Here is a 26,552-nt window from a genome sequence, read left to right on the forward strand (position 1 = left end):
CCGCGCGGGGATATTCTGTGACAGCCAGTGCCGCCCCTATCGGAGATTGATTGTGACCTTCATTTCCAAGACTCAACATGCCGACGTCGTCCTCATAGGCGGCGGAATCATGAGTGCCACCCTGGGTGCGTTCATCAAGCAGCTTGAACCCACCTGGACCATCTCCCTGTTCGAACGCCTCGACGAAGCGGGACTCGAAAGCTCCGGCCCCTGGAACAATGCCGGCACGGGACACGCTGCGCTGTGTGAGCTCAACTACTCACCTGCTGCCAAGGACGGTTCGGTGGATCCGTCAAAGGCAATCCACATCAACGAGCAATTCCAGCTCTCCCGGCAATTTTGGTCCCACCTGGTGGACACCAAGGTCATCGGCTCCCCCAAAGGTTTCATCAACACCGTTCCGCACATGAGTTTCGTCATTGGCGACGACCACGCGAACTTCCTGAAGACACGTTACGAGGCCCTCAAGCCGAACACGCTCTTCCGCAGCATGGAGTACTCCGAAGACCAGGCCCGTATCGCCCAGTGGGCTCCCCTGATCGTCAAGGGCCGCGACGCCAAGCAGCGCGTTGCCGCTACCCGCGCGGCGGAAGGCACCGACGTCGACTTCGGCGCCTTGACGCGTGAGTTGACCACCTATCTGCAAAGCAGCGGCGCGGAGGTCAACTACGGCCACGACGTCACCGACGTCGAGCGGGCGTCCGGAGGCGGCTGGAACCTCTCCATCAAGCACCGCAAGTCCGGTGAGCACGGCCGGATCCACGCCAAGTTCGTCTTTGTCGGAGCTGGCGGCGGCGCGCTGCACCTCCTGCAGGCATCGGGCATTCCGGAAAGCAAGGGCTACGGCGGGTTCCCGGTATCCGGCCAGTTCTTCCGCTGCACGGATGATTCGATCACTTCCCAGCACAGCGCCAAGGTGTACGGCCAGGCTTCGGTAGGCGCGCCTCCGATGTCCGTGCCCCACCTGGACACCCGCTTCGTCAACGGCAAGCGTTCGCTGCTCTTTGGACCGTACGCCGGTTTCTCCACCAACTTCCTCAAATCCTCCAGCTACTGGGACCTGCCCCTGTCGATCCGCCCGGGAAACATCATTCCCATGCTGGCGGTCGCCAAGGACAACATGGACCTCACGGCCTACCTCATCAAGGAAGTGGCCAAGCGCCACGAGGCCAAGGTGGAGTCGCTCCGGGAGTACTACCCGGAAGCAAAAGGCGGAGACTGGGAACTCATCACCGCCGGGCAGCGTGTACAGATCATCAAGAAACACCCGCAGAAGGGTGGTGTCCTGCAGTTCGGCACCGAGGTCATCGCATCGCGCGACGGTTCCATCGGTGCCTTGCTCGGCGCCTCCCCTGGAGCGTCCACAGCCGTTCCCATCATGATCGAGCTGCTCCAGAAGTCCTTCCCCAAGAACTTCAAGGGCTGGCAGTCCAAGCTCAAGGACATGATGCCCGGCTACGGCGTCAAGCTCAACGAGAACCCCGAGCTCGCTGCCGAGCTCGAGGCGAGCACGGCGCGCTCCCTGCAACTCGACGGGGCCAACGCCCTCAAGAGCTAGGCAACTGAAGAGGCTGCGGCCGGTTCCCGTCAGCCGAAGGAATCCGTACTCCAGGAGACGATGACTGACATGTTCCGCTTGGCCAGATTGTCCCTGGGTAACCGTGCATTGATCGCGCTGATCACCGTCTTTGCGGCGGTGTTCGGCGTGATCACCATGGGGTCGTTGAAGCAGGAACTCATCCCGTCGATCGAGTTCCCCCAGATCACCGTGGTGACGTCCATGCCGGGGGCTTCTCCGGAAGTCGTGGACAAGCAGTTGAGCCAGCCGCTGGAAACGGCGCTGAACAGTGTGGAGGGCCTGGAGTCCACCACCTCCACGTCCCGCAACGGCGTTTCGCAGATCACCATGGTGTTCGCCTATGGTTCCAACCTCGACCGCGCGCGGAACCAGATTGACCGCGCCATCTCGAATGCCAAGCGGGTCCTGCCTGCAGATGTGGAACCGCAGTCCATTGCGGGCAACATCAGCGACTTCCCGATCGTTTTCCTCGCGGTATCATCCGACAAGCCGCTCAGTGAGCTCAACGCGGACCTGCAACGCCTGAGTGTCCCCCGCTTGCAGAAACTCGACGGCGTCCGCGGAGCCGAGGTGACGGGCGGCGCCAGCCAGCACATCCTGGTCCAGCCCCGCCCCGCGGAGCTCGCGGCAGCCGGCGCCTCCGTCCAGGCCATCAGCGACGCCCTGAAAAACAACGGGGCACTGGTTCCGGTGGGCACCATCGAGGACCAGGGCAAAACCCTGTCCCTGCAACTCGGCAGCCCGGTGGATTCCGTGGACGTCATCAAGGGCCTTCCCTTGGCGGGCGGCGGGAGCTCCGCAACGATCGGCTCAGTGGCCGACGTCAGCATCGAAGATGATGCGCCAACCTCCATCACCCGCACCAACGGCAAACCCACGCTGGCCCTGTCAGTGACCAAGAAGCCGGAAGGCGACACGGTGGCGATTTCCCATGCCGTGCGTGACGCAATCGGCCCGATGGAAGCCGAGTTGGGCAACAATGCCTCGTTCACGCCCGTGTTCGACCAGGCACCCTTCATCGAAAAGTCCATCAAGGACCTCACCACCGAGGGCCTGCTGGGCCTGGGCTTCGCCGTCGCCGTCATCCTCGTGTTCCTGATGTCCGTACGGTCCACGCTGGTGACTGCGGTGTCCATTCCGCTTTCCTTGTTGATCACGTTCATCGGGATCTCCGCCACGGGGTACTCGCTGAATATCCTCACCCTCGGAGCCCTGACCATCGCGATCGGGCGTGTGGTGGATGACTCGATCGTGGTGATCGAGAACATCAAGCGCCACCTCAGCTACGGGGAAGACAAACTCACGGCGATCCTGACCTCCATCCGTGAGGTAGCGGGGGCCATCACGGCCTCCACCTTGACGACAGTCGCGGTCTTCCTCCCCATCGCATTCGTGGGCGACCTGGCAGGTGAGCTGTTCCGTCCGTTCGCCTTGACCGTGACCATCGCCCTCCTGTCGTCGCTGCTGGTATCCCTGACGATCGTCCCGGTCCTTGCCTACTGGTTCCTCGCCTCACCGCGCCGGGGCGGGCAGGCTGCGGCCAGCCCCGAGGACGCCAGGACCGTCGCGGACAGGGCCCGGGAAGCTGAGCAGAAGTCCCGCCTGCAGCGAGGGTACTTGCCCATCCTTGCCACAACGCAGAAACATCCTGCGGCCACCCTTTCGGCAGCTGCGCTCATCCTGGTGGCGACGGTGGCCGCCACTCCGCTCCTGGCTACGGACCTGCTGGGCCGGTCCGGTGAGAACAGCATGACAGTCCGCCAGGTACTCCCTGCCGGCACCAGCCTGGAAGCGACCAGCAACGAGGCCGCCAAGGTCGAAGAAGCCCTGCGGGACCTGGAAGGCATCAAGGATATCCAGGTGACCTCCGGGAATGCGCAGACCGGCTTCGCTGCCCTGACCTCCACCGGCGCCTCGAACTCGACCTTCACGATCGTGACGGATGAGAAAGTAAATCAGAAACAGCTGCAGGACGACGTCAGGGCAAAACTCGAAGGCTTGCCCGGAAAGATCACCGTGGGATCCCAGCAGGGCGGATTCGGAACCTCGTCCACGGTGGACATCACCATCCGGGCGTCCAATTCCGCGGACCTGCAAAGCGCCAGCGACACCATGGTGAAGGCCATGGAAGGGGTACCGGGCAGCACGGAAGTTGCCACCAACCTGGCCGCCAGCCAGGCCGTTGTCCAGGTCCGGGTCGACAGGGCGAAAGCCGTGGCGGCGGGACTGACGGAGCAGCAGGTGGGAGCGGTCCTGGCCACCACGGTCAGCCCCATCCCGGCGGGTACGGTCCGGATCGGGACGAACGATTACCCGGTACAGATCGGAAAGGGTACGCGTTTCACCAGCATCGCCGCCGTCCGCGCCCTCCCGCTGCCCACACCCCGCGGCAGCATCACCCTGGAGTCGATTGCCTCGGTGGAGCAGGTGGAAACGCCGGTTTCGATTACCAGCAGCAACGGCCAGCGCACCGCAAGGGTGAGCGTCACGCCGTCGGGCTCCAACCTTGGCAGCGTCAGCGCCGCTGTCCAGGAGCGGCTCGCGGACGTCCAGCTGCCGGCGGCCGTCACGGCAACTGTCGGCGGTGCCACCACGCAGCAGGCAGAGTCGTTCCAGCAGCTGGGCCTGGCCCTGTTGGCAGCGATCGCGATCGTCTACGTCATCATGGTGGCCGCTTTCAAGTCGCTCATCCAACCGCTCATCCTGCTGGTGTCCGTGCCCTTTGCCGCCACCGGAGCAGTGGGCCTCCTCCTGCTGACCGGCGTACCACTTGGCCTGCCGTCCCTGATCGGGATGTTGATGTTGGTGGGCATTGTGGTGACCAATGCCATTGTGCTGATCGACCTCATCAACCAGTACCGCAAGCCGCACGACGGCAGCGCGGGCATGAGCGTAGCGGACGCCATTACGCATGGTGCACGGCAACGCCTTCGGCCCATCCTCATGACCGCCCTGGCCACCGTCTTCGCACTGACTCCCATGGCTTTGGGACTGACCGGCGGCGGGGGTTTCATTTCCCAGCCGTTGGCGATCGTCGTGATCGGCGGCCTGGTGTCCTCGACCGCCCTGACCCTGGTGCTTGTTCCCGTGCTCTACAAGCTGGTTGAAGGCCGCCGCGAGAAGAAGCAGCTCCTGAAGGATCTGCAGAACCGGCCCGCCGTCCGCCAGGGCAACGGCAACGGCAACGGCTCTGACGAATTCCTCGACTGGACCACCGGGATGGTGCCCCGGGTCAGCGGACGTCGCGCCGCAGCCAACCCTGCGGAATAGCCGCAGGGCGCCACTTGCAGTACCTGAAGGGCCGGGAATGATTCCCGGCCCTTCCCTGTTGCAGGAACTGATACATGCAAATGCATCTATTTTCAGGTACACTGGATTCATCGCCCGGAACCACGGGCAGGGAGAAAGGCACATCATGCAGATCGGCGTCTTCAGCGTCAGCGACATCACCACGGACCCCACTACCGGACGTACTCCCACCGAGCACGAGCGCATCAAGGCGTCGGTAGCCATTGCCAAGAAGGTCGAAGAAATCGGCATGGATGTCTACGCCCTCGGTGAGCACCACAACCGCCCGTTCTTCTCCTCGTCCCCCACCACCACGCTGGCCTACATCGCGGCACAGACTGAGCGCATCACACTCTCAACGGCCACCACGCTGATCACCACCAATGACCCGGTGAAGATCGCCGAGGACTTTGCGATGCTGCAGCACCTCTCCGACGGACGCGTGGATCTGGTTCTGGGCCGCGGCAACACCGCCCCCGTCTACCCTTGGTTCGGCAAGAACATCCAGGACGGCATTGAGCTTGCCATCGAGAACTACAGCCTGCTCCGCAAGCTCTGGGATGAAGACACCGTCAATTGGTCGGGCAAGTTCCGCACCCCGCTGCAGAACTTCACCTCCACCCCGCGGCCGCTCGACGGCGTGGCCCCCTTTGTGTGGCACGGTTCCATCCGCACCCCGCAGATCGCCGAGGTTGCTGCGTACTATGGTGACGGGTTCTTTGCCAACAACATCTTCTGGCCGAAGGAACACTACCAGCAGCTCATCGGCCTCTACCGGGAGCGCTTCGAGCACTACGGACACGGTAAGGCAGACCAGGCAATCGTTGGCCTGGGCGGTCAGTTCTTCATGCGCAAGAACTCCCAGGACGCCGTCAAGGAGTTCCGTCCGTACTTCGACAATGCACCCGTGTACGGCCACGGACCGTCCCTGGAGGACTTTACGTCGCAGACGCCGCTGACAGTGGGCAGCCCCCAGGAGGTCATCGAGAAGACCCTGACCTTCCGTGAGTTCTTCGGCGACTACCAGCGTCAGCTGTTCCTGATCGACCACGCCGGACTTCCGCTGAAGACCGTCCTGGAGCAGTTGGACCTCTTCGGCGAGGAAGTCCTGCCGGTCCTGCGCAAGGAGTACGCGGCCCGGAAGCCCGCCCACGTTCCCGACGCCCCGACCCACGCCTCACGTGTTGCCACCGCCCTGGAGGCCAGCGTCGGCGAGTCGGCTCCGGCGGGGACTGCAGGTCAGGAGTCCTGATGTCCAGCCCGTCGGCCTCATCCGCCGTCCGTCTCGCCGCTGAAACCTGGGAGTCGCTTTTCCGCTCCCAGGTGGCGGTGATGCGGAAACTGCAGTCCGGCCCTGCCTTCAAGACCCTTCCGGTCAAGGAGTACGACGTCCTGTTTACGCTCTCCCGCTGCCCTTCCGGCCAGCTGCGCTTGAACGAAATCAACGACAAAGTCCTGCTGAGCCAGTCAAGTTTGAGCCGGTTGGTTGACCGGCTGGAGAAGCGCGGCCTGGTGGAGCGGACAACAGCTCCCGACGACGGCCGTGGAGTCCTGCTGTCCCTCACCGAAGCCGGACATGAGTTGCAGAAGACGATCGGACGCGAGCACGTCCGTGACATCGCGCACCTGGTCGCTCCGGCCTTGACCGCCGACGAACAGCGCGAGTTGCTTCGGCTGACGGAGAAGCTCCGCGCGTCCGTCGCGGGCCACTAGCCGGCTGCACTGCGCCTAGCGCAAGGTGATGAGTTGCCCGGGGTCTTCCCCGGGCAACTCGCCGTTAACGTCGGCGTTGACCCTCAGGGTTTTCAGCGAGAGGCTTCCCCCTACGGTGGAGAGGAACGCGGTGTCGGAGGAATCCCTGCCGGCAGTGATCCGGAGCATGGACCGGCGCGGGGCCAGGCCCGTGGGATCGATGACATGCCAGCCACCATCGATGTAGGCCTCGGCCACGGCGTGGAAATCCATGGGGCTCAGGCCAGGGGCATACACCGCAGCCAAGCGGGCGGGGACGTCCTTGGACCGCAGCAGGGCGATGGCAAGATGCGCGAAGTCACGGCATACACCCCGCCGGTGAAGGAGGGTCTCCACGGCACCGTCCGTCCCCCTGGAGGATCCGCTGACGTAGCGGAGCTCGCCATGGACCCAGTTCCGCACTGCTGCCAGGAGTTCGGCTCCCTGCAGGTTCCCGAACTCGGCGTAGGACGTGGGAAGCAGCCTGTCCGACTCGGCATACCGGCTGGGCCGGACGTAGCGGATGAGTTCCATGGGTTCGGATGTATCTGCGACTCCCGTGCCCACCACTGTGGCGTGGTAGTCGACCGTGACCTCGCTGGGTTCGGTGAACTCCATGTAGTGGAACCGTCCGCCGTGGTGGTCGGCAAGCTCAGCGTACGGAACGTCCTGCCCGTCGCACGTGATGGAAAGCGTCTCGGCCAGGGAGTCGTAGCCGGGGTTGTTGGCCACGGCAATGGCCATGGCGACCTTGGTATTCGCTGCGGTCTTGAAAACGAGCTTGGCGGCTACGTTGCGTTCCATTAATCTCCGGGTTGGTTGCGGCGGGACAGCCCCCGTGCCGCCATGCGTGGACCGGCCGACATCGGGACTATAGATCGGCCTTCAGAGACAGTAGCATCCACTGGACGCTTGGGAATCCGCACGCGGGACCCCCGGAACACGCACAGGACTAGGCTGAAGGCATGGATTCCGACGACAGCCTTCCCACCATGTCCGCCGTCGACATCGCCGACTGGCGTTTGCGGACGTTCGCCCTGTACCACCACGTGCGTGAGTTGGCCGTCCGGGATCCTTTCGACGCCCACAATTACTGGCGGCAGGAACGCGACCGCATGTTTGGAACACATCCGGCCTCGGCTTTGACGGATACCGCGAAAGCTTCCTTCTCCGGCCTCAAGACTGCGGACTACGACCCCGCCTTCCGGCTGTATGTCCCGTTGTCGCCCGAGGGTGCCGGCCAGGAAATGAACGTGAACACGGGCACGGACGGAGTTGTACCCTTCATCAGGATCGGCACCTTTGAGCTTCCCCGGCTCGGCTCCCTGGCTGCCTGGCGCCTGCGCAGCTATGGCGGCGGAATCTTCGTCCCCTTCCGGGACGCCACCGCGGGCAAGGACGGAGGCAGCTACGGCGCCGGACGCTATCTTTTGGACACCATCAAGGGCGCATACCACGGCGTGCGTCAAGGCACTGGGGAACAGGAGTTCGTGCTGGACTTCAATTTCGCATACAACCCCTCGTGCGCGTACAACGAAGCCTGGGCGTGCCCCCTCGCGGGTCCGGCCAACCGGCTCTCTGAGGAGATCCCTGTTGGAGAGTTGTACACCGGCTAACCTTTCGCGTTGGCTAGCCAGTCAGGCCGGCTGCAGCGGCAAGGGAGAGGCAGGCAATGGCCGTCAGTATCGTCGGGGGTGCCACGATCAGGCCAAAGACGGCGTAACCCTTCCACGCGATCAGCACATTCATCCGCTTCAGGCGATCGTGCCATAGCAGTGTCGCCAGCGATGCCCAGGGAGCCACAAGCGGTCCGGCATTGACTCCGACCAACAAAGCGGCCATTCGCAGGGGGCTTTCCGCGAGCGGTTCGGCGAGCAAGTAGGCCGGCAGATTGTTGACGACGTTTGCACCCAGGGCACCTGTCAGCGCTAATCTCAGCAGGTCCGGGAACCCCTCACCCTGGCCTGCGGCTTCTCCGAGCAGCGACGATGCCCCAAGGTATTGGGCGGCCTCGACCACCAGGAAGAGTCCGCAGGTGAAGAGCAGCAGGGACCACGGAACCAGGGCCACCTTCAGTGCTTTGGGGCGGCGAACAGCGAACGTGACCAACAGAACGGCTGCGGCGGTCGTGGCTGGAATCCAGATCGCTGTTCCCGATACCAGTGCGGGCAACAACAGAACCAACACCACCGCGCTGACGGACAGCAACACGCGGTCTCCGGCAGCCTTGGACGGCCCAGTGGTCTTGGACGGCACAATGGTCTTGGACGGCCCAGGGGTCGCAGGAGCAGAAGCATTGCGTGGGTAGGCCCTGCGCAGGTCGCGGCGGAAGACAACGGCAATGAATGCCATTGGCACCAGGACCGCGGCCAGGGACGGCGCCCACATCAATTGCGCGAACTGCGCTGGACTGATGCTGCCCAGGTGGTGCTGTGCCAGGAGGTTGGTCAGGTTCGACACCGGCAGCAACAGGCTAGCCGTGTTGGCCAGCCACACCGTGGTCAACGCGAACGGCAGGACCGGCAGGCCTGCCTGCTTTGCCACGGTGACCACCACGGGGGTGAGGAGGACCGCCGTCGTATCCAGCGACAGAAAAATGGTGCTCACCGCAGCGAAGAATGCCAATAACAACCACAGCAAAACGCTGCTTCCACGTCCCCACCGGCCCAAGCGCCGTGCGATCCACTCGAAGGCGCCGGCCTCGCTGACGAGCTCGGTCACCACGGTCATGGCAACGACGAAGCCGAGAATGGGTGCCACCCGGTCCACGAGGACCGCCACTTCGTGCCAGGGCAGGATACCCGCGGCAACGGTGACCCCACCGGCCACCAGCAGGACCAACCCGAAGATCGCCAGACGCATGGACTGGATTCTAAACCCACGGCACGGCTCTTCGCCCACGGCCCGGGTTCTTCGCTGTCGGCCAGGAGAATGCGTCATGGCATCGTAAGCAATGGGCCCACCGCCAGAGCCCGTGGAAGCCTAGCCTTGAAGCATGAACAGACTCCTCTTCCGGCCGCGGACCCAGCGGATGCTCGTCGCCGTTGCGGCGGCGGCAATCCTTGGATTGCTGGTCGCCGGGGCAGCACTGTTCCAGCCCTGGCGGCTCTTCACGAGCAGTGCCGTGGACGAAGCGCCGCCGGGAGTTTCGGCGCCCGCAGCGGTTGATACTTCGGCCTCCGGCGCCGAGGCGGCCATCCCTGCAGAAGCGCAACAAACCCCCGTACCGGTTGTGGTTGGTACCGGCGCATTCCAATCGCAGGAACATGCAACCAGTGGCACCGCCCAGCTGCTGAAGCTCGCGGACGGCAGCCATGTTCTCCGCCTGGAGAACCTGGCCAGCAGCGATGGGCCCGACGTCAAAGTGTGGCTGAGCAGCCTGCCAGCCGGCGGCGATTGGTTCAAATACCGGTCGGGGCGCTATGTTGACCTCGGCGCTGTCAAGGCCACCCATGGCAACCAGAATTACGCCATTCCTGCGGGCACCGATGTCTCGGGGCTGGCCTCTGTTGTCCTGTGGTGCGATCGGTTCAGCGTCGCCTTCGGATCCGCTCCGCTTGCTTAGCACCGCGTCGGAGGACGTAGGATGTCTCCATGACGTCCCTCTCCCCCCGCCGCATCGCACGCGTCCGTCCCCTTGATCCCACCACGCCGGACGAGCAGTTCTTCGTGGCCAATGATGCCCGGGACTTCGACTCGGATGCCGGCAGGAGCTGGACTGTCATCGAGACCCCCTTTCCCGGATCACGGGCCAACGCTCCAGGCCCTGCCCGGGCCGGCTGGGACATCGGCGCAGTGGTGGACCAGAAGATGTTCACTTTCCTTGCCCCTTCGGTACCGGTCAATGTGTTCGGGATGGCCCACAACACGGGGCAACCCGGGCGGGACCTGCCACCGCAGGCTTTCCACAAGGCGGCTTCCAGCGTGATCGGCCCGGACGAAGCCATCCAGCTGGGCCACGGGGCGGGCCACGTGGACCCGGAAGCCGAACTGACGATCGTCGTCGGCCGCACAGCCCGGGGATTGACCCTGGAAACGGCCCGCGACGCGATCCTTGGCTTCACCATCGGTAATGATGTCTCCGCCCGTGACCTGCAAAAAACAGACGAGTTGTGGATCAGTGCCAAGAGCCAGGACACCTTTACGCCCGTTGGGCCGTGGATCGTCACGGACCTGGACGATTCGGACCTGGCCATCGGCATCATCCACAACGGCAAGGAACTGCAGGCGGCCAGTTCGGCCGACCTCGGCTGGAAAGTGGACGAGATCCTGGTCTACCTGAGCGCCTTCATGACCCTCCAGCCGGGCGACCTGGTGCTGACGGGCTTCCCGGCAGAATGTGCCCGGATCCGCCCCGGGGACGTGGTGGTGTGCCGTGTGGAGGGCATCGGAGAGCTGCGCAACCCGGTCACTGGGGCCTCGTGGGAAAACCAGGGCGCATAGTGTGACAGGCTTAAGGCATGGAGACAGCCGCGGACGCCACTGGACTGCGCCCGTCTCCCTCGGATAGCCCAGCAGCGAAACTGCTGCGCAAACGGCACAGGGGCATCCTCAAATACCCCGTGGTCCGCCAGCTCATCCGGTTTACGGGGGTGGGCATCATCTGTACCGCCGGTTCGCTGGCCATCTACGCCGTGCTCCGGCCCTGGATCGATCCCCAACTGGCCAACGCGATCGCCCTTATCCTGACGTCACTGATGAACACAGCCCTGAACCGCCGCGTGACCTTCAAGATCTCCGGGAGCAGGAAGCGGACCCAGGACCATGTGAACGGGCTGATCGTCATCGTCATTGCCCTGGTCATCACCGGCGGCAGCCTCGGGGTCCTGCACCTCGTCAGACCCGAAGCGACGGTCACTGAAGAACTGTGGACCACCACATTGTCCGGGTTCCTTGCCACCGCTGTGCGGTTCACGCTCCTGCGCCACTGGATCTTCCGCCGCGCCCGCCACATCTAACGGCTCACCCAACTGAGTCGCATTTGTGCGCGTTTTGAGGGGTCAAAACGCGCACAACTGCGACCTAGTTGGGGTGGTGGGCCAGGTTCCTGACGCGCCCGACGGCGGTTTCCACGGCAACCGCTGTTTGCTCAAGGTCTGCAGCGGTCACGGCAGAGGTAAAGCTGAAACGTACAGCGGTCTGCGCCGTTCCAGGATCCAGGCCGAGCGCCAACAGAACCGGCGAAGGTGCATCCGATCCGGCCGCGCAGGCCGACCCGCTGGAACACACCACGCCGAGCCGTTCGAGTTCCAGCAGGACCGACTCGCCGCTGGTTCCCGGAAAGCAGAAGGATGCCACCGACGGCAGCCGCTTCACAGGATGCCCCGTCAACACAGCTCCCGGGACGTTCGCGAGGATCGCTTCAATGAACCGGTCCCGCATTCCGGCAACCTGGCTTGCCGCAGTGCTTTGTTCGGCGTGGCTGAGCGTCAACGCCGTCGAGAGTGCTACCGCTCCGGCCACATTCTCAGTGCCCGAGCGCTTGCCACGTTCCTGGCCACCGCCGTGGACCAGTGGCTCCAGGCGCAGCCGGCCTCTGGCAAACAGCACCCCTGAGCCCTTCGGCGCCCCGAGCTTGTGGCCTGAAAGGCTGAGGGCATCCACGCCAAGGGCTTTGGTGTCCAGGGGCAGCCATCCGGCAGCCTGGACGGCATCGGTATGGAAGGGGACATCCAGTTCATGCGCCACCGCCGCCAGTTGGGCCACAGGCTGGACCGTTCCTACCTCATTGTTGGCATACATGATGCTGACCAATGCGGTTTCCGGACGAAGTACTGCCCGCAGGGCCTCCGGTGTGACCAGCCCGTCCCCGTCCACCGGCACTACATCCACGGCGAAGCCATGGACCCGTTCCAGGTACCGGGCCGATTCCTCCACCGCCGGATGTTCGACGGCGCTGATCACCACCCGGTTCAACGCCGGGTCTGCGGCCTTCCGGGCCAAGGCGATGCCCTTGACGGCAAGGTTGTCCGCTTCCGTGCCTCCGGAGGTGAAGGTCACCTCGCCGGAGCGGCAGTTCAGGACATTCGCGACGGCGGACCGCGCCCCCGCGAGCGCTGTCGCCGCCGCTTCACCCAGGCTGTGGTGGCTTGAGGGGTTGCCGAACTCACCGCTGAGGTAGGGCCACATGGCCTGGAGCACTTCCCTGCGGACGGGTGTGGTGGCAGCTGCGTCCAGGAAAATCACGGCTGGTTCAGTTCGAGTTCAACGTCCAGGCCCAGGTCAAGGGCAGTGACGCTGTGGGTGAGGCCGCCAACGGAGATCACGTCCACGCCGGTCGCCGCGATTTCCGCGACAGTGTGGAGGTTGACGTTTCCGCTGGCCTCCACCATGGCCCGGCCGTCGACCTGTTTGACGCCCGCGCGGAGTTCGTCGGTGGTGAAGTTGTCCAGCATGATCGTATCCACACCGGCGGCAAGGACGGGCTCGATCTGTTCGGCGCGGTCCACCTCCACTTCGAAGTGGGTGGTGTGGCCCAGTTGGTCCTTGGCAGCGAGCAGCAGCCCGGTAAGTTTGGCGGAGTCTCCTCCTGTCATGACGGCCAAGTGGTTGTCCTTGGCCAGGACGGCGTCGGACAGGCTGTAGCGGTGGTTCGCTCCCCCGCCGCAACGCACGGCGTAGCGTTCCAGCACCCGGAGCCCGGGCGTGGTCTTGCGGGTGTCGGTGATCCTGGCGCGGGTACCTTCCACCAAGCGCACGAATTCGGCAGTTTTCGTGGCTATGGCACTCATGCGCTGGACCAGGTTCAGGCCCACCCGCTCAGCCAGCAGTACTGAACGCGCGCGTCCGCTGACCCGCGCGAGGTGGGTACCGGCGTCGAACGTTTCACCGTCGGCGAGCAGCAACTCAACGTCAGTGTCCGGGTCAATGAGCTTCATCGCGTCACGAAACACCGTTCCGCCGCTCAGGACACCGGGAACGCGCGCGTTCAGGACGGCGGTGGCTCGGGCGTCTGCGGGGATGAGCAGCTGCGAGGTGATGTCTCCGTTGGGTGCGTCCTCGGCGAAGGCCCGTTCCAGGATGTCCCGGACTGCTGCGGCGGGGAGGGTCAGGTTAGTCATGGACGAGGCTCGCTTTCCGGCTCATGGTGTAACGCTTGTCAAAATGGTCGACGGCGGCTGGTTCGGTCACGCTGTCGCTGCGGTAGTGCGCCCCCAGGGACCCACGCCGCTCCCGGGCGGCCCGCACAAGCAGTTGCGCGGCCAGCAGCAAATTGGCGTCCTCGTGCTCCCGCGGATCCAAGGAACCAGCTCCGACCAAGGGCAAAACATCCTCAGCCCAGCCATCGAGAACAGCCTCGGCTTCCGCCAGCAAAGTTCCATTCCTGAGCACCCCGGCCTTGGCAGTCATAAGTTGCTGGAGGGCCAGTCGAGAGAAATCCGCAGGAGAAGGCAGTCCGCCCGCACCAAGCGGTGCTGGAGGCCCCGAAAGCGCCGTTGTCGCGTGAGCGGCCGAACCGGCCGCCGAGCTTGCGAGGCGATCGCCGGTGCGAGCCGCGAGCGCAGGCGCCGAGGGGCCTGCAGCGCCGCGGTCGCCGGAGACGAACCCCGCCACGGCACGCCGCGCAAACACAAGCCCTTCAAGCAAGGAATTACTGGCCAGTCGGTTGGCGCCCTGCACACCGGTACACGCAACCTCACCTGCGGCGTACAAACCAGGCACCGACGTCCGGCCGAACAGGTCCGTCACCACCCCACCCATCCAGTAGTGCGCTGCCGGCGCTACCGGAACGGGTTCGGTGGTCCAGTCGATACCGGATTGCCGGGTCCGGTGGCTGATGGTCGGGAAGCGTTTCTCAAGGAAGCCTTCGCCGCGTTCTTTCTCGATCACCGTGGCGTCCAGGTAGACGTGTCCGTTGGGGTCGCCGAGGGCGGCCAAGTGCAGGGCGATGCTGCGGGATACCACATCGCGCGGGGCGAGTTCGGCGTCGGGGTGGTAATCGCCCATGAACCGCTGGCCGTTGGCGTCCACCAGGACGGCCCCTTCACCCCGGACGGCTTCAGAGATCAGCAGGGGGTCGGCGCCTGCGGCAGCATGCTGCATTCCGGCCTGGGGAACCAGGCAGGTGGGGTGGAACTGGAAGAATTCGAGGTCTGCAACGGCAGCTCCGGCCCGCCACGCGAGGGCCAGACCGTCGGCGGTGGCAACCGAGGGGTTGGTTGTCTGCGCAAAGAGCTGTCCGGCACCGCCGGTGGCCAGCAGCACGGCGTCCGCGGCAAGGGCAACCTCATGGCCCTCGTGCAGGTAGGTCAGACCGGAAATGCGGCCTTCGGGACCGGTTGTCCGGAGCAAGGAGGTGGCGAAAGCTCCACTGACCACGCGGATGCGCCCTGCCGCCTCGAACTCCAGGACGCTCCCGATCAACGCAGCTGCCACCTTGGCACCGGTGGCATCCCCACCGGCGTGCAGGATGCGCGGCGCCGAGTGGGCGGCTTCGAGCCCCAAGGCGGGGTCGCCGTCGTCGTCCAGGTCGAAACGCACCCCGAAGCGTTCCAAGCCGACCATGTCCAGTCGGGCCTCGGTGCACAGCACCCGCACGGCCTCGGGGTCGCAATGGCCCGCGCCGGCCTTCAGGGTGTCGGCGATGTGGGCGGCCACCGTGTCACCTGGGGCTGGTTCCGGCAGGACCGCCGAAATCCCGCCTTGGGCGAACCAGGTGTTGCTGTCCGCCAACGTGCCCTTGGTCAGGAGGACGACGGCGGCGCCCGCCTCCGCGGCCAGCAGCGCGGCGTAGAGGCCTGCGATGCCGCTCCCCACAACAATCAGTCGCTGCGCGGGTGGGCCGGAAAGGCTCGACGGGAGGTGTGTCGAGGTCATGTGGGACTCGATTCGGCTAGTTGCGGTGAACCGGTATTCCTGTGCCGTGCTTGACGGCGCACGTTTATGCAGGCTTGGCGGCTAACATGCGCTCAAGGGCGATCTTGGCGTTGTCCTGCACGGCGTCGTCCACGGTGATGCGGTTGACGATGCGTCCTGCCACCAGTTCCTCAAGGACCCAGGCGAGGTAGCCGGGGTGGATGCGGTACATGGTGGAGCACGGGCAAATGACGGGGTCAAGGCAGAAAATGGTGTGCTGCGGGTTCTCCGCGGCGAGCCTGTTCACCATGTTGATCTCGGTGCCGATGGCGAACGTGGTGGGTTCGGTGGCTGCTGCGATGGCTTTCTTGATGAAGTCGGTTGAACCGGCGGAGTCTGCCGCGTCCACCACTTCCATGGGGCACTCGGGGTGCACAATCACGTTGACGCCCGGGAAGTCCTGGCGGGCCTTCTCGATCTGGCCGACGTTGAAGCGCTTGTGCACGGAGCAGAATCCGTGCCAGAGGATCACGCGTGAGTCCTGCAAGGTCCGGGCCTCGTTGCCGCCCAGTTCCTTGCGCGGGTTCCACATGGGCATCTGCTCCAGCGGAACACCAAGGGCCTTGGCGGTGTTGCGGCCCAGGTGCTGATCGGGGAAGAACAGCACCCGCTGGCCGCGTTCGAAGGCCCACTCCAGCACGATTTTGGCGTTGGAGGACGTGCAGACGATTCCGCCGTTCCGGCCGCAAAAAGCCTTCAGTGCGGCGGAGGAGTTCATGTACGTGACGGGAATGACCGGCACCCGGCCGTGCTCATCGGCGTCGGTTCCGAAAATCTCCTCCAGCTGTTCCCAGCACTCTTCCACGGAGTCTTCGTCCGCCATGTCCGCCATGGAGCAGCCTGCGGCCAGGTTGGGCAGGATGACAGCCTGTTCGGGCGTGGAGAGGATGTCCGCGGTCTCGGCCATGAAGTGCACGCCGCAGAAGATGATGGCCTCGGCGTCCGGCCTGGTGAGGGCGGCATTGGCGAGTTGGAAGGAGTCACCCACGAAGTCCGCGTACTGCACCACTTCGTCACGCTGGTAGAAGTGGCCCAGGATCACGGCACGGTCGCCGAGGGTTTCCTTCGCGGCGCGGATGCGCTGGTCGAGCTCGGCCTCGGAAGCCAGCTTGTACTCTTCGGGGAGCTGGCCTTGGCGTGGCGTCGCCTGCGGGGCGACGTCGGCGCTGGAGGCACCCGGGCCGTACGCCGGGACTCCGGCAAGGGCCTCGGCGAGGTCGTACTCCCACGGACCCTTCGCGAGTGCGGGGCTGCAGGTGGCTCCGGCAGCGGAAAGGCCCTTCTCGGCTTCCTCGCGGGTGATCAGCTGAACGGCAGTGTTGACGCTGCTCATGGTGTACTCCTGTTGTCTGGCCCGAGGCCGGGCGTGCCGGTGAAGCGGTAGAGGCGTGGCGGACGATGTTTTCCGCCCTGCAGGTATTCACCGGTTTCTTCGATGTCCGGTGTGGCTTTGATGTGGCGGCGGAAGTTTGCCGGGTCCAACTGCCGGTCCAGGACGGCTTCGTAGACCTCACGGACCTGGGCGAGCGTGAAGTACTCCCCCAGCAGGTGGTAGGCGATGGACCCGTAGGCCATTTTGTTGCGGAGCCGCCAGAGGGCGTAGTCCACGATCGCGTTGTGGTCGAAGGCGAGCTCGCCCACCCTGTCCGCGCGGAACCACTTCACGTTTTCGGATTCGTCCGCCAGGGCTGCTTCGGTGGGCTGGACGAGCGCCCAGTACACAATGGACACCACGCGCTGGCTCGGAGAGCGGTGCACTCCGCCGAATGCATAGAGCTGTTCCAGGTAGTTCGGAGCCAGGCCCGTTGTTTCCCGCAGGTTCCGGGAGGCTGCGTCCTGAAGGGACTCATCGTGGGACAGCGGCCCGCCCGGGAGCGCCCATTGGTCCTTGTACGGCTCACGGATGCGGCGGACCAGCGGCAGCCAAAGGGTGGGGCGCCCGGTCTTCTCGCTGGGCCTGAGGGCAAAAATGACCGTGGATATGGCCAACGACGGCGGTGCGAGCCGCCGCTCTGCGACGTTGGCTGAGTTGACGTTCACGGCGTTCACCTCGCTTCTTCGCCGCTGGAACCATCAGTTCCGGTTTAGTTAAAGTCAGATTGACTAGAACTAATGGTACGACTCGGGAGGCCAAGCGCAAAATGCTTTTCGTCACACAGGCTTGGCGGCCGACTCCATGAGCGGCAGGGTGCGTCCCTGGATGTGGCTGTTGAGGACGATCACCGATGAACAACGGACCACCGACTTAGTGGCAATCATGGCATCGAGCACCCTCTGCATATCCGGGTTGGAGCGGGCCGCAATCCGGACCATGAGGTCCGAGTTCCCCGTGACCGTATGGACTTCTATGATCTCCGGGATCGCACTGAGGCTCTCAATGATGGCGTCATGCCCGATTTCCTGCGTGATGGTCACCGAACAGAAGGCCACCACGGGAAAGCCGAAGTTGGCAGGGTCCGGTTGCGGCACCCAGGAACCGATGACACCGTTTTCAATCATCCGGTCAATCCGGGACTGCACCGTTGCCCGTGCCACCTTCAGCACACGGGATGCCTCCAGCACGGAGGATCGCGGCGAATCCGTGAAGAAACGTACAATTTTTGCATCAAGAGCATCGACCAGCATCAAAGTTCCTGTCCCCGGGGAGCCATACCCATCACATCGCTACTGTGAAAAGTGATGTATCTTACAAACTGCGAGAATTATTCCACGGCTCTTGCTGCGTCGTCGACGCTCCGCTTGCCCGGCCCAAGAGGCCGGCGCGGCACAACCACGTATGAAATCCATAGAAGGTAGACACGTATGACAACGAAGTCCATCGCGGCTCCTGCGACTGCGCCCGGCCTCGGCCATTCACTCAAGCCACGCCAGCTCACCATGATGGGCCTTGGCAGCGCCATCGGAGCCGGGCTGTTCCTGGGCTCCGGCGCGGGGGTCCAGGCAGCCGGTCCCGCAGTCCTCATCTCCTACCTGGTGGCGGGAACCCTGACCATCCTGGTGATGTGGGCCTTGGGCGAGATGGCAGCGGCCAACCCCAACAGCGGCGCCTTCTCCGTTTATGCGGAAAAAGCCATGGGCAAAACGGCCGGTGGCACCATCGGCTGGCTCTGGTGGCTGCAGCTGGTGGTGGTCATTGCCGCTGAGGCCCTGGGCGCAGCCGGTCTGCTGTACTCCGTGTGGCCCGTCATTCCGGTCTGGGTCCTTGCCTTGGTGTTCATGGTTGTCTTCACCGGCATCAACCTGGTGGGAGTCCGGAACTTCGGTGAATTCGAGTTCTGGTTCGCCATCCTCAAAGTGGCAGCAATCGTAATCTTCCTGTTGATCGGCGCAGCCCTGCTCCTTGGCCTGCTTCCCAACGTCGCATCCCCCGGCCTGTCCGGCTTCGCAGATTTCGCCCCCAACGGTCTCAGCGGCATTGCTGCGGCGTTGTTCGTGGTGATCTTTGCCTTTGGTGGCACCGAGATCGTCAGCGTGGCCGCCGCCGAGACGGAAAACCCCGCCCACAGCGTCGGTAAGGCCATCCGCACGGTGGTGTGGCGCATCCTCGTCTTCTACATCGGCTCCGTGTTCGTCATTGCAGCGGTCCTCCCCGTCGGCTCCGACGGCCTCAAGTCCCCGTTTGCCGGGGTGCTGGACCTGGCCGGCATCCCGGGGGCCGGCGCGGCGATCACCCTGGTGGCCGTCGTAGCGCTGCTTTCGGCACTGAACGCCAACCTGTACGGCGCGTCCCGCATGATCTTCTCCTTGTCCGAACGTGGCGAAGCCCCCCGCTTCCTGTCGCGGCTGAGCGGCGCCAAGGTGCCGGTTGCCGCCGTCGGGATTTCCGTGGCGTTCGGGTTCGCCGCAACCGTCCTGGAGTTGCTGTTCCCCGAAATGGTGCTCCCGGCGCTCCTGAACCTCGTGGGCTCCACCTGCCTGGTGGTGTGGGGTACGGCACTGGTGTCCCAGCTCATCCTCCGCCGCCGCGCCGACCGCGACGGCACGGAACTTCCGCTCCGGATGAAGGGCTTCCCGGTCCTGACCATCGTGGGACTGGTACTGCTGGGAATCATCTTCGCTGTTGGCTTTGCGAACCCGGAAAGTGCGGTACAGCTGTTCGGCACCACGGCTCTGATCCTTGTGATCGCCCTCGGATGCTTCCTCAACGCCCGCGCGAAGGCCGGGAAGGTTGGCAGCACCGCCAAGTAGCGGCTTGTCAGATGAAATCAAGAGGCTCTTTGCTGTTTGTTCTGCAAGGAGCCTCTTTTTCTCTTCAGTTTGTACAATGTGTTTGCTTCAAACTGGGCTGATTGCGCACCGCCACTTTTGGTGATTACTGTCACAGCCATGACAAGCATTCCTGTGATTGCCGCCGTCGAGGATGACGCGGCCCCGCTCACGCACCACCAGTTGCGCGAGCTTTACACGCTGATGGCATCCGTCCGCCACCTGGACACGGCCGCCGTCGCCTGGCAGCGCCAGGGAATCATTCCCGGCTACGCGCCGGAGCTCGGCCAGGAAGCGGCCCAGGTCGGCAGCGGCTACGCCGTGGACCTGAGCCGGGACTTCGTCTTTCCGACCTACCGTGAGATGGGCGTGGCCCGGGCCATGGGCGTGGACATGGTGGGCTATATGTCCACCCACAAGGCAACGTGGCACGGCGGAATGTACAACCCCGTGGAATCCCGTTTCGCTCCCATCCAGGCAGTGGTGGCAGGGTCGGTCCTGCACGCCGTCGGCTGGGCCCACGGCCAGACCCTGTCCGGCGGGTCCGGCGTCGCCATCACGTACTTTGGGGATGGCGCTTCCTCCCAGGGCGACGTCCACGAGGCCATGAATTTTGCTGCGGTGATGAAGGCGCCCGTGGTCTTCTTTGTCCAGAACAATGGCTGGGCCATTTCCGTACCCACCGAACGACAGGTAGCAGGCGGTTCCGTTGCAGCCCGCGCCGCCGGTTACGGTGTCCCGGGCATCCAGGTGGACGGCAACGACGTCCTGGCCGTGTACGAAGCCACGCGTTCGGCCTTGGCGCACTGCCGCTCCGGCAACGGGCCCGTAGTCATCGAAGCCATGACCTACCGCCGCGGACCGCACTCCACCGCGGACGATCCCGGGCGATACCGCTCCCTTGAGGAAGAACGGCTCGACGCCGGCGAGGACCCCCTGGAACGGTTCCGCCGGACACTCCTGGCCGACGGCGTGGCGGACGAAGCATTTTTCGCGGAGGCCGGGCGCCAGGCCCGGGAGGAAGAAGAAGCGATCCGCACGGCCATCGAGAACCTGGGACCGCGTCCCGGGGCCGAGATGTTCAGCCTGGTTTTCCAGGAACCCACACCCGCACTGCAGCACCAGGCCACCGCGTGGCGAAAGGAATCCGACCATGCCTGAGGCAATGACTGCCACCACTGTCGCGGCTCCGCGCGCCGCTTCCGGCACCGTGGAACTGCTGTCCATGCAGCAAGCCCTCAACCGCGCCCTGGACGACGTCCTGGCGGAGAACCCCAAGGCCGTGGTCTTCGGCGAAGACTGCGGAAAGCTCGGCGGCGTCTTCCGGATCACCGACGGCCTGCAGGCCAGGCACGGCGAAGACCGGGTCTTCGACACCCCGCTGGCCGAATCCGGCATCCTCGGCATGTCCGTGGGGCTGGCCATGGCCGGTTACCACCCGATTCCCGAGGTCCAGTTCGACGGCTTCGCCTACCCGGCCATCAACCAGATCATCTGCCAGATTGCCCGGATGAACTACCGCAGCCGCGGAACGTTGCCCATGCCCATCACGCTCCGCGTTCCCAGCTTTGGCGGCATCCGCGCCCCCGAGCACCACGGCGAAAGCCTCGAAGCCCTCTTCGCGCATGTTCCCGGCCTCAAAGTCGTCTCACCCTCTACGCCGCACGACGCCTACCACTTGCTTAAGTACGCAGCCACAAGGCCGGATCCGGTGATCTTCATGGAGCCAAAGTCCCGGTACTGGCAGAAAGGTCCGGTGGACCTCACCACCGCCACGGCCCCGGACAGCGGAACCCACGACGCCGGTACGCACCCCGGCGGGAACCTGACCGGTGCCCGGATCGTCCGGGAGGGGCGCCACCTCACCCTGGTGGCCTGGGGTGCCATGGTGGCCCGGTGCCTGCAAGTGGCCGAACTGGCCGCTGAGGACGGAATCGACGTCGAAGTCCTGGACCTGCGGTGGCTCAAGCCCATCGATGCAGAGGCGTTGGCGACATCCGTCGCCAAGACGCGTCGCGCCGTCGTCGTGCATGAAGCTCCGTTGACCTCAGGCCTGGGCGCCGAAGTCGCCCAACTGATCACGCAGCACTGCTTCGACACACTGAAGGCGCCGGTGGAACGCGTCACCGGCTTCGACGTGCCCTACCCCTCCGGCGACCTGGAGGACGAATACATCCCCAACATCGACCGCATCCTTTATGGGATCCAACGCGTACTGGAGTATCGCCGTGGCTGAACTGTCCTTTCCCCTACCGGACCTTGGCGAAGGCCTCATCGAAGCAACCGTGCTGGACTGGCTCGTGGAACCGGGCCAACAGGTGGAACGCAACCAGCCGCTCGTTGAGCTGGAAACGAGCAAGTCGGCCCTCGAATTGCCCAGCCCGCAGGCGGGTAAAGTGGTGCGTATTCACGGCGAGCCGGGTCAGACCATCAATGTCGGCGAACCGCTGATTGTGTTCGAGGTCCCGGATGACACCGCCGGGATCGTGGGCACTGTTCCGAAGGACGAAGCACCCAAGCGCCGGGTCCGCCTGAGCGCCGTACCCGATGAGGACTGACATGATGACCGGCAGGCACACCGTGGAACAGCGGCACACCGTCGAAGGCACCGATCCAGGATTGTTCGTCGAAGTCCACCAACCTGCCGCCGACGCCGGGCTTCGGCCTGTCCTGCTGATCCACGGCTTTTCATCCTCCAGCAAACTCAACTGGGTTGACAGCGGCTGGGTGGCAACGCTCCAGGGAGCCGGAAGGCGGGTGATCACCGTCGACCTCCCGGGCCACGGCCGAAGCCACTCCCCGGAGGACCTGGACTCCTACACCCCCAGCCGCATCCGGGCCGACCTGCTTCAGATCGCCATCGACGCCGGGGCACGCCCCCTGCGGGATGGAGACCCTGCCACCGGCCTGGACATCATCGGATATTCGTTGGGTTCCCGGCTCGCCTGGGAGTTCGCTGCCACGCAACCGGACCTGGTGCACCGGCTGGTGCTCGGTGGCCCCAGCGCCCAGGATCCGTTGGCCGCCTTCGACCTCGCAGCCGCCCAGAAGTACCTGGCCGACGGAACGCCCATTGAGGACGAGTCCACTGCGGGCTTGCTGAAGATGGCGGCGATGCTGCCCAGCAACAACCTGTTCGCCATGTTGTCCCTTATCGAGGCCATCAAGGGCGAGCCCTTTGACCCGGCCGAGGCGGCGCCGCACCTGCCCATCCTTCTGGTTGCCGGGGACAAGGACGAGCGTGCCCTCACCATGCCCCGGCTGGCCGCCATTGCCGGCAAAGCCGGAGCGCTGGTGGAAACGCTCGTCATTCCGGGCAGGACGCACACTAATGTGGTCACCAGCAGGGCATTCAAGGACGCGGCCGTGGAGTTCCTGGGCGTTTAGCCCGGGAGCCTGGGGGCGGCGGACTAGCGGGACAGCCGCTCAGCGTTGATGCTCATTCGCTGGAGCACGCTGACGGCCATGGCGTATTCGTCGATGCCGATGCCTAGGGACAGATCCTGCCTGGTGGCCTCCACCAGCCGCATGGCCTGGTGGTAGGTTTCCCGTCCGCGCTCCGTCAGGACGAGGCGTTCGTCCATCATGCTCAGCAAGCCCCTGCCGACCAGCGCCGCGAGGTCGCGTTCGCGCTGGTGGGCGGCATCGGTCCAGTACGGCCGCAGGACGGCGTCAAGTTCCTCGGGCCGCAAGGGTGCTTCGCCCAGGGCATTCAGCGCCTGCCACTGGGCGCGGCTGAGCTTGATCCGGGCCAGCGTGTAGTCCAACTGCGCCTCGAGTGCGGCGTCCAGCTTTTTGATCCAGTAACCAATGGGCTTGTCCACAGTGCCATGCTTCCAGCGGATCCCGCACCGGGCAAGGATGGGACGATAGGCTGGAAGCAGCGCCGGACAACGTGGAAGTGGGATAGATGGGCATGCGGTTCAGGGACCGGGCGGAGGCCGGGCAGCGCCTGGCTGATGGACTCCCCCAGTTCAGGGAACGGCCCCATACGGTGGTCCTCGGACTGGCCCGGGGAGGCGTTCCCCTCGCAGCGGCAGCCGCCTCCGCTCTCTACCTGCCCTTCGGTGCGGTCCTCGTCCGCAAACTGGGCATCCCCGGCCGGTCCGAAACTGCCTTCGGAGCCCTCGCCTGGAGCCAGGGGGACGTTGTCCGCCTCATCAACCGTCCGCTGAAGGACCACATCCAGGCACTGGGCATCAGTGAAGCTGCGCTGGAGGCCGTGGAAGCTCACGAACGGGCCGAACTGGTCCGGCGAGCGCGGGAATATCCGGGTGTAGACCACGATCTGCGGGGCAAGACCACCATTCTGGTGGACGACGGCCTGGCCACGGGAGCTACCATGCGGGCTGCCGTGGAGGCTGTGCGCTCGGCCGGGGCTCGAACGGTGGTGGCTGCCGTTCCGGTCGCTTCCCTGGAAGCTGCAACATCCCTTGGCCGGGTTTGCGATCTCGTCCACGCACTGCACATCCCCGGAAAGTTCAACGCCGTCGGTGCGTTCTATGAGCACTTTGAACAGTTGACGGACGCTGAGGTCATGAAGCAACTGGAAGGGGCATAGCCCTGCCGGACCATGCCCCTTCCCGTCGGCTGTCCGCCGGAGTTGCTAGTGGTGGACGCTGTACCCGAGGGGCCGGCCCTTGGTTTCCTTGGCCAGGATGACGCCCACCGCCGAGATAACGCAGAGGCCCATGATGTACAGGCCCACGGATCCCGACCACTTGGTGCCATCCAGCAGTGCCTGGGCGATGGTGGGCGCAAAGGCACCACCCAGGATCGCGCCCAATGCGTAGCCGATCGAAATGCCGGAATAGCGGACCTGGGGCGGGAACATCTCGGCATACATTGCGGACATGGGACCGTAGGACAGGCCCAGTCCGATGGTCAGCACGAAGAGCGCCACGCCATAGAGCCAGATGTCCCTGGTGTCGATCAGAGCGAACAGGGGCACCATCCATACGAAGACCAGGGCGTAGCCGGTGAGGAAGGTCTTCACGCGCCCGATCTTGTCAGACAGCCATCCGCCGACCATGGTGAAGATCAGCCATCCGAAGGAGGCGACGGTGGTGGCCAGGAGGATCTGGGGAGCCGGCATCTTGAGGGCACGGGTTGCGTAGGAGATGAAGAAGGCAATCAGCAGGTAACCTGCGGCGTTGTTGGCAATGAAGATCAGTGCCGCCAGCACCACCTCTTTGGTGTTGTGGCGGAACAGCTCGCCCAGGGGCGCCTTGCTTTCAGCCTTGCGCTGGGCGATCTCCTTGAACACCGGGCTTTCTCCGACGGCGCGCCGGATCAGGTAGCCCACCACGATCAGGACCACGGAGAGCAGGAACGGAACACGCCAACCCCATGCGGCGAAGTCCTCCTTGGACATGCCGGACTGCAGGAAGAACAGGAGCCCGGTCGCGAGGATCATGCCGATGGGAACACCAATCTGCGGGTAGGCGCCGAAGAGGCCGCGCTTGTGCAGCGGCGCGTGTTCCACGGCCATGAGGGCTGCGCCACCCCATTCGCCACCGGCAGAGAAGCCCTGCACCACGCGCAGGAAGATCAACAGCACAGGAGCCCAGAGGCCGATGCTGGCGTAGGTCGGCAGGAGGCCGATCAGTGCCGTGGCGACGCCCATCAACACGAGCGTCATGACCAGGACGGCCTTGCGGCCGACGCGGTCACCGAGGTGGCCTGCCACGGTGGCACCCAGCGGCCGGAAAAGGAAACTGATGCCGATCGTGGCGAAGGAGAGGATCTGCGCCACGCCTGGGTTCGCTTGCTCCAGGGGCGTCAGGAACAACGGGGACAGCAGTGTTGCCGTGAGCTGGGCGAAGATGAAGAAGTCGTACCACTCGATGGTGGTGCCCACCAGGGTCCCTGCAAGGACCCTGCGCTCTTCGCGCTTGCTGCTGGGCCCTGACGGGGAATCGACTGTGGAGGCTGCGGTCATTGGAACTCCATGGGGGTGAGTGACTGGTCGGTACGCGGCACTGCAATAACCGACAGAACGGTCAGTTAGGAAGAATACTACAATTGTGATCCCAAGCACAGCATCCGCCGATGCTTGGCCCCGCGGCCCCGCGCACTGCCGACGGCAACTGCCACCACCGCAGAGCGGACATAGGATGGTTCGCATGACTTCCCGCAGCGACGCCACAAGCCAACAGGCTCCCGCCACCCAGGTCCCGCCGTCGCAAACGCTCTCCCGTGGAATCCGGGCACTGGAGATCCTGGCCGAAGCCGAGCGGCCGCTGAGCATAGCCGAACTGGCCGCGGCACTGGGAGTCCACCGGTCCATTGCCTACCGGATCCTGCGGACGCTCGAAGACCATTCCCTTGTCTTCCGCGACGATTCGGGGCGGGTCCAGCCGGGCGCCGGACTTGCCGTCCTGGCCCGCGGCGTCTCGCGGAACCTGCAGGCAGCTGCTCTGCCCGAACTGACCCAACTCGCCAACACGCTGCACATGACCGCTTTCGTTGCTGTCTGGGACCACCAGGAATGCGTCACGCTGGTGACCGTGGAACCCCGCAATTCAGGCACGGCACTGGCCCAGCACCCGGGCACGCGCCACCCGGTGGGCACCGGAGCCCCGGGCATCGCCATCCAATCCACCATGACGGAAGAGCGCTGGCACCAAGTGGGCGGAGGGATCCCCTACCGCGCTGAAGCCCGCGAAGCCCGCCGCGCCGGCTACGCCACCAGCCACGATGAAGTCATCGCCGGCCTGTCATCCCTGGCCGCCCCGATCCACGTGCCCGGCGGACGGCCGGCCGCGGTCGCCGTCGTCTACATCCGGCTGGACCAGGACGCCGACGCCGTGGGCAAGGCGCTGGTGGAATGCGCCGCGCGCATCGAAAGCCAACTGGCCTGACCCCATCACGCCAGCCATTCCTTCCACGC

25 protein-coding genes are annotated in these 26,552 nt (G+C 64.8%); 15 read left to right on the plus strand and 10 right to left on the minus strand.

Going from position 1 to position 26,552, the window contains the following annotated elements:
* Positions 1–52 precede the first annotated feature (52 nt).
* The 4 genes from ACPFL9_RS12890 to ACPFL9_RS12905 all read left to right on the plus strand — a co-directional run bounded on the left by ACPFL9_RS12890 (position 53) and on the right by ACPFL9_RS12905 (position 6,580).
* Positions 53–1,558, plus strand: coding sequence for a malate:quinone oxidoreductase (locus ACPFL9_RS12890; protein WP_426003114.1), 1,506 nt, complete (start codon positions 53–55; stop codon positions 1,556–1,558).
* A 69-nt stretch (positions 1,559–1,627) separates the two neighbouring features.
* Entirely contained in the window at positions 1,628–4,849 is a 3,222-nt protein-coding gene (locus ACPFL9_RS12895) for an efflux RND transporter permease subunit (protein WP_426007562.1), read from the plus strand.
* A 145-nt stretch (positions 4,850–4,994) separates the two neighbouring features.
* The gene (locus ACPFL9_RS12900; protein ID WP_426003115.1) at positions 4,995–6,119 is read left to right on the plus strand and encodes an LLM class flavin-dependent oxidoreductase; all 1,125 of its coding nucleotides are present in this window, start codon (positions 4,995–4,997) and stop codon (positions 6,117–6,119) included.
* The gene (locus ACPFL9_RS12905) at positions 6,119–6,580 is read left to right on the plus strand and encodes a MarR family winged helix-turn-helix transcriptional regulator (protein WP_426003117.1); all 462 of its coding nucleotides are present in this window, start codon (positions 6,119–6,121) and stop codon (positions 6,578–6,580) included. Before ACPFL9_RS12900 ends, ACPFL9_RS12905 begins: the two co-directional genes overlap by 1 nt.
* A 15-nt stretch (positions 6,581–6,595) precedes the next feature.
* On the opposite strand, the gene ACPFL9_RS12910 is transcribed toward ACPFL9_RS12905, so the two are convergent.
* Positions 6,596–7,402 (minus strand): transglutaminase-like domain-containing protein, encoded by an 807-nt coding sequence (locus tag ACPFL9_RS12910; protein ID WP_426003118.1) that lies wholly within the window; start codon positions 7,400–7,402, stop codon positions 6,596–6,598.
* 161 nt (positions 7,403–7,563) lie between these two features.
* On the opposite strand from ACPFL9_RS12910, the gene ACPFL9_RS12915 reads away from it, so the two are divergent.
* A complete protein-coding gene (locus ACPFL9_RS12915) occupies positions 7,564–8,214 on the plus strand; it encodes a DUF1684 domain-containing protein (protein ID WP_426003119.1) in 651 nt (216 codons plus the stop codon).
* Positions 8,215–8,227: 13 nt separating this feature from the next.
* On the opposite strand, the gene ACPFL9_RS12920 is transcribed toward ACPFL9_RS12915, so the two are convergent.
* Complete coding sequence (locus tag ACPFL9_RS12920; RefSeq protein WP_426003121.1) at positions 8,228–9,460, minus strand: SLC13 family permease; 1,233 nt, start codon at positions 9,458–9,460, stop codon at positions 8,228–8,230.
* Positions 9,461–9,593: 133 nt separating this feature from the next.
* On the opposite strand from ACPFL9_RS12920, the gene ACPFL9_RS12925 reads away from it, so the two are divergent.
* From ACPFL9_RS12925 to ACPFL9_RS12935, 3 genes are read left to right on the plus strand one after another with little or no spacing between them, the layout of a single operon-like run.
* Positions 9,594–10,163 carry a DM13 domain-containing protein gene (locus tag ACPFL9_RS12925; protein WP_426003122.1) on the plus strand — a complete coding sequence of 190 codons (570 nt, stop codon included), beginning with the start codon at positions 9,594–9,596 and terminating at the stop codon, positions 10,161–10,163.
* Positions 10,164–10,192: 29 nt separating this feature from the next.
* Positions 10,193–11,041 (plus strand): fumarylacetoacetate hydrolase family protein, encoded by an 849-nt coding sequence (locus ACPFL9_RS12930; protein WP_426003123.1) that lies wholly within the window; start codon positions 10,193–10,195, stop codon positions 11,039–11,041.
* A gap of 17 nt (positions 11,042–11,058) precedes the next feature.
* Positions 11,059–11,556 carry a GtrA family protein gene (locus ACPFL9_RS12935; protein WP_426003125.1) on the plus strand — a complete coding sequence of 166 codons (498 nt, stop codon included), beginning with the start codon at positions 11,059–11,061 and terminating at the stop codon, positions 11,554–11,556.
* Between the two features lie 64 nt (positions 11,557–11,620).
* On the opposite strand, the gene ACPFL9_RS12940 is transcribed toward ACPFL9_RS12935, so the two are convergent.
* The 6 genes from ACPFL9_RS12940 to ACPFL9_RS12965 all read right to left on the minus strand — a co-directional run bounded on the left by ACPFL9_RS12940 (position 11,621) and on the right by ACPFL9_RS12965 (position 18,079).
* A complete protein-coding gene (locus ACPFL9_RS12940; RefSeq protein ID WP_426003126.1) occupies positions 11,621–12,784 on the minus strand; it encodes a cysteine desulfurase family protein in 1,164 nt (387 codons plus the stop codon).
* Positions 12,781–13,659, minus strand: coding sequence for a carboxylating nicotinate-nucleotide diphosphorylase (gene nadC, locus ACPFL9_RS12945; RefSeq protein ID WP_426003128.1), 879 nt, complete (start codon positions 13,657–13,659; stop codon positions 12,781–12,783). Before nadC ends, ACPFL9_RS12940 begins: the two co-directional genes overlap by 4 nt.
* Positions 13,652–15,415: an L-aspartate oxidase gene (locus ACPFL9_RS12950; protein WP_426003130.1), complete on the minus strand. Its 1,764-nt coding sequence runs from the start codon at positions 15,413–15,415 to the stop codon at positions 13,652–13,654. Before ACPFL9_RS12950 ends, nadC begins: the two co-directional genes overlap by 8 nt.
* Before the next feature lie 64 nt (positions 15,416–15,479).
* On the minus strand, positions 15,480–16,787 hold the full coding sequence (gene nadA, locus ACPFL9_RS12955) for a quinolinate synthase NadA (protein ID WP_426003131.1): 1,308 nt from the start codon (positions 16,785–16,787) through the stop codon (positions 15,480–15,482).
* The gene (locus ACPFL9_RS12960; protein ID WP_426003132.1) at positions 16,784–17,503 is read right to left on the minus strand and encodes an NUDIX hydrolase; all 720 of its coding nucleotides are present in this window, start codon (positions 17,501–17,503) and stop codon (positions 16,784–16,786) included. The genes nadA and ACPFL9_RS12960 overlap by 4 nt, the downstream gene beginning before the upstream one ends.
* 102 nt (positions 17,504–17,605) lie before the next feature.
* Entirely contained in the window at positions 17,606–18,079 is a 474-nt protein-coding gene (locus ACPFL9_RS12965) for an Lrp/AsnC family transcriptional regulator (RefSeq protein WP_426003133.1), read from the minus strand.
* A gap of 177 nt (positions 18,080–18,256) precedes the next feature.
* Between ACPFL9_RS12965 and ACPFL9_RS12970 the strand changes: the two genes are divergently transcribed.
* The 5 genes from ACPFL9_RS12970 (at position 18,257) to ACPFL9_RS12990 (ending at position 23,047) form a co-directional block, all read left to right on the plus strand.
* Entirely contained in the window at positions 18,257–19,642 is a 1,386-nt protein-coding gene (locus ACPFL9_RS12970) for an amino acid permease (RefSeq protein ID WP_426003134.1), read from the plus strand.
* A 138-nt stretch (positions 19,643–19,780) separates the two neighbouring features.
* Positions 19,781–20,821 (plus strand): thiamine pyrophosphate-dependent dehydrogenase E1 component subunit alpha, encoded by a 1,041-nt coding sequence (locus ACPFL9_RS12975; RefSeq protein ID WP_426003136.1) that lies wholly within the window; start codon positions 19,781–19,783, stop codon positions 20,819–20,821.
* A 4-nt stretch (positions 20,822–20,825) separates the two neighbouring features.
* On the plus strand, positions 20,826–21,896 hold the full coding sequence (locus ACPFL9_RS12980; protein WP_426007563.1) for an alpha-ketoacid dehydrogenase subunit beta: 1,071 nt from the start codon (positions 20,826–20,828) through the stop codon (positions 21,894–21,896).
* Positions 21,889–22,218 (plus strand): biotin/lipoyl-containing protein, encoded by a 330-nt coding sequence (locus tag ACPFL9_RS12985; protein ID WP_426003137.1) that lies wholly within the window; start codon positions 21,889–21,891, stop codon positions 22,216–22,218. Before ACPFL9_RS12980 ends, ACPFL9_RS12985 begins: the two co-directional genes overlap by 8 nt.
* 1 nt (position 22,219) lies before the next feature.
* On the plus strand, positions 22,220–23,047 hold the full coding sequence (locus ACPFL9_RS12990) for an alpha/beta fold hydrolase (protein ID WP_426003138.1): 828 nt from the start codon (positions 22,220–22,222) through the stop codon (positions 23,045–23,047).
* Positions 23,048–23,070: 23 nt separating this feature from the next.
* Here the strand turns inward: ACPFL9_RS12990 and ACPFL9_RS12995 are convergent, their stop codons facing one another.
* The gene (locus tag ACPFL9_RS12995; protein WP_426003140.1) at positions 23,071–23,484 is read right to left on the minus strand and encodes a MarR family transcriptional regulator; all 414 of its coding nucleotides are present in this window, start codon (positions 23,482–23,484) and stop codon (positions 23,071–23,073) included.
* An 86-nt stretch (positions 23,485–23,570) separates the two neighbouring features.
* Here ACPFL9_RS12995 and ACPFL9_RS13000 point away from each other — a divergent pair, with 86 nt between their 5' ends.
* Entirely contained in the window at positions 23,571–24,221 is a 651-nt protein-coding gene (locus tag ACPFL9_RS13000; protein ID WP_426003142.1) for a phosphoribosyltransferase, read from the plus strand.
* 45 nt (positions 24,222–24,266) lie between these two features.
* Here the strand turns inward: ACPFL9_RS13000 and ACPFL9_RS13005 are convergent, their stop codons facing one another.
* Complete coding sequence (locus ACPFL9_RS13005) at positions 24,267–25,601, minus strand: MFS transporter (protein WP_426003144.1); 1,335 nt, start codon at positions 25,599–25,601, stop codon at positions 24,267–24,269.
* A 175-nt stretch (positions 25,602–25,776) separates the two neighbouring features.
* On the opposite strand from ACPFL9_RS13005, the gene ACPFL9_RS13010 reads away from it, so the two are divergent.
* On the plus strand, positions 25,777–26,523 hold the full coding sequence (locus tag ACPFL9_RS13010; RefSeq protein ID WP_426003146.1) for an IclR family transcriptional regulator: 747 nt from the start codon (positions 25,777–25,779) through the stop codon (positions 26,521–26,523).
* Positions 26,524–26,552 lie beyond the last annotated feature (29 nt).

This window comes from Paenarthrobacter sp. NyZ202 (assembly GCF_049860755.1).
GTDB lineage: Bacteria > Actinomycetota > Actinomycetes > Actinomycetales > Micrococcaceae > Arthrobacter.